The following is a 2,877-nucleotide window of genomic DNA, read 5'->3' as shown; positions in this document are numbered from 1 at the left end:
CGCCAAAAACCTCCTGGTTGGATTTCGGAAGCTTGAAAAGCTTCACTAAAGGGGCAAGCCCCTTTTGAAACCCCACTCCCAAGAATGTCGCTACAACGACGTAAGCACTCACTTCCCTAAGCAAGCAGGTGCAAAATCTGACATCCTCCTGCTGCTGGAGCAGACAGGGGGAGAGAACTTCGCTTTGCGAAGTTCCCGAGGGGATGTGCCCCTCAGAGGTGTTTCCAAAGAGGACACTTCCTCTTTGGCGAATCTTTGGTTCCTTTCTTTTCGACAAGAAAGGAACCGCGGGCGCGGGCTGCGTAAGCCCGCAAGGTTCTTGCAAAAAGTTTGGAGAATGGGCTTTGCCCATTCTCAGGACCGCACACAGAAAAGAATGACAACGCAGGAAACCAGAGGTGCGGTCTTTGCAGGGACTTCCCTGCAAAGATTGAAAGGGGTTTCATAGGGGGATTCTCCCCCTGTGAAACCAGCCTAGCTCTGCGGCTGATATTTCTCGATCGTTACACTGATGATCTCAATGTCGGTCGTCTGGCCTTTCTCGGTGTTGGGCGTCTGACAGATGATGCTGTCCACCACGTCCATTCCCTCGATGACCTGTGCAAAAACTGATTGGTGCAGCCATTCCTCAGGGTAGCCGCCCTGCTCTTCAAACAGCTCCACCATCTGTTTTGGATAGTTGTTCTCGGTGATCTCCTCGATCTCCTCTTTGTTCACCTTGCGTGAACCAACAATATAAAACCGGCTGTCCACTACGCCGTCGGGCGCATAGGCCACTACCGCTCCTGGGATGGTTCCTAAATTGTACGAGATCTCCGGCTTGATAGGTTCCTCAAAGATACACTCACCGCTCTCTTCGGCCGGCTTGCCATTGCCCGCAATCATCCGTCCCTTCAAGCGGTCGCCCTGTTCGATCTTTTCCACGCTGGACACCATCTGTCCGTCAAAATAACCAGTCTGCGCAAGCTCGATAAAGTTTTCGACCGTCTTTGGCGCCTCGCTGGGGAAAAATCGCATCGTGAAACTGCCCTGAGAGGTCTGTACCACGGCAATATCTTCCCCGACAACCATCTCCTCGCTTTGCAGCAGAACAATCTTGTCCTGATCCAGAATCTGGATGCCCTGCCCCAGAGAACAGGCTGTCAGCGACAGCATCAGCCATGCGCCTGCCATCGCGCAGCTCAGTTTTTTTATCATGCCTGTTCACCACCCTTTTTTTCCAATCCATCCACAAACTGCTGCATCTTCTTTTTTCCTGTGCAGCTGCCGCCTCCCATCATGTGCGGCCTTCCTCTATCTCGTTCTATCGTTTTTCTCCCACCATTATATAATATATTTGGATGGCGCAGATAAACAAATTGTAAACTTTGATAAAATTTGCCCTGTGCTGCTTTCACTTGCAAAACTATCCACATCGCAGTACAATTTGTATCACAGGGGACACCGCTTCCGGCAGGCGCGTCGGCCCTCTCTGTCCAAAAATCCATCTATTGCCGGAGAACGGAGCAACATCATGAACGAAGGTTTTTATCTGGCGTCCTGCCGCACAAACTCTCCCAAATCGGACATCTCCTTTCTCGATGAGCAGACCGCCCGCAGCGCCGAGCAGTTTCACCGCAGCTTTCCACAGTACACACCCACTCCGCTGGTGACACTGGACCATCTTGCAAAGCTCTTTGGCGTGGAAAAAATCTATGTCAAGGACGAGTCCAAACGCTTTGACCTCAACGCCTTCAAAGTGCTGGGCGGCTCGTTTGCCATCGGACGATATATTGCACAGCGTCTTGGCAAAAACATCGACCAGCTGTCCTTTGCTGCGATGACCTCCCCTGAGGTGCGCGCCCAGCTGGGAGAGCTGACCTTTGTCACCGCCACCGACGGCAACCACGGACGCGGCGTAGCGTGGACCGCCAACAAGCTGGGACAGAAATCGGTGGTTTACATGCCTCGCGGCTCTGCGCCGGAACGCCTGCAAAACATCCGTGCGCTTGGCTCGGACGCTTCGATCACCGACCTTGTCTACGACGATACAGTGCGACTTGCGCGCAAACGCGCCGAAGAACCCAACTGCGTACTGGTACAGGACACCTCCTGGGACGGCTACACCGAGGTGCCCAGCTGGATTTTGCAGGGATACCTGACCATGGGACAGGAGATTGTACACGCCCTCAAAGAGAGCGGTCAGCCGATGCCCACCCATCTGTTTTTGCAGGCGGGAGTTGGTTCGATGCCGGCAGCGATGACCGGTTACTTTGCAAACCTGTGCGGTCAGCAAAAACCGATCATCACCATCGTCGAGCCAAACCGCGCCGACTGTATCTTTCGCACTGCCAAAGCTGCGGACGGCAAGCTGCACTTTGTCACCGAGGAGATGCGCACCATCATGGCAGGACTTGCCTGCGGAGAGCCGTGTCCCATCGCGTGGGAGGTCATCCGCGACTATGCAGATTTTTGTCTGTCCATTCCCGACTACGCCGCCGCCAGAGGCATCCGCATTTTGGCAAACCCGATGGAGGGCGACGGACGGATTATTTCGGGCGAATCGGGTGCATCGGCGTTCGGCGGCATGAGCGTGATTTTGAGCGACCCACAGCTTTGTGCGCTCAAGGAGCAGCTGCACATCGACGAACATTCGAGGCTATTGTTCATCAGCACCGAAGGTGCAACCGACCGCGAGAACTGGCAGCACATCGTCTGGGATGGCAAATATCCATCCTGTTAAAAAGGAGGGGAAATCCCCTCCTTTTTCATGCTTTCCCTTTTGTTGCAGGAGAGCTCCTGCGGGAGCTTTTTGCAGGGAGGCTCCCCGCCCCTGCACCCCGGGGTCCATTTCCTATCGCGAGGAAATGGACGAAAGGCGCGCCAAAAACCTCCTGG

The 2,877-nt window shown here is 54.4% G+C and carries 3 protein-coding genes; 1 reads left to right on the top strand and 2 read right to left on the bottom strand.

Annotated elements, in window-relative coordinates; translation table 11 throughout:
* Nucleotides 1–474: 474 nt before the first annotated feature.
* Together Q0L39_RS11500 and Q0L39_RS11495 are read right to left on the bottom strand one after the other, a co-directional pair.
* Nucleotides 475–1,197, bottom strand: a complete 723-nt coding sequence (locus Q0L39_RS11500; protein ID WP_296629319.1) for a peptidylprolyl isomerase — start codon at nt 1,195–1,197, stop codon at nt 475–477.
* Nucleotides 1,194–1,397 carry a hypothetical protein gene (locus Q0L39_RS11495; protein WP_296629318.1) on the bottom strand — a complete coding sequence of 68 codons (204 nt, stop codon included), beginning with the start codon at nt 1,395–1,397 and terminating at the stop codon, nt 1,194–1,196. The genes Q0L39_RS11500 and Q0L39_RS11495 overlap by 4 nt, the downstream gene beginning before the upstream one ends.
* A 116-nt stretch (nt 1,398–1,513) precedes the next feature.
* Here Q0L39_RS11495 and dpaL point away from each other — a divergent pair, with 116 nt between their 5' ends.
* The gene (gene dpaL / locus Q0L39_RS11490) at nt 1,514–2,722 is read left to right on the top strand and encodes a diaminopropionate ammonia-lyase (protein ID WP_296629317.1); all 1,209 of its coding nucleotides are present in this window, start codon (nt 1,514–1,516) and stop codon (nt 2,720–2,722) included.
* Nucleotides 2,723–2,877 lie beyond the last annotated feature (155 nt).

The organism is uncultured Negativibacillus sp., assembly GCF_944388365.1.
GTDB lineage: Bacteria > Bacillota > Clostridia > Oscillospirales > Ruminococcaceae > Negativibacillus.
Note: the sequence above shows the minus strand (reverse complement) of the source record. Positions and strands in the feature narration are given on the sequence as shown.

What these genes read in the sequence shown, in the direction of transcription:
- Q0L39_RS11500 (WP_296629319.1), bottom strand. Translation starts at nt 1,197, where the DNA reads ATGATAAAAAAACTGAGCTGCGCGATGGCAGGCGCATGGCTGATGCTG.
- dpaL (WP_296629317.1), top strand. Translation starts at nt 1,514, where the DNA reads ATGAACGAAGGTTTTTATCTGGCGTCCTGCCGCACAAACTCTCCCAAA.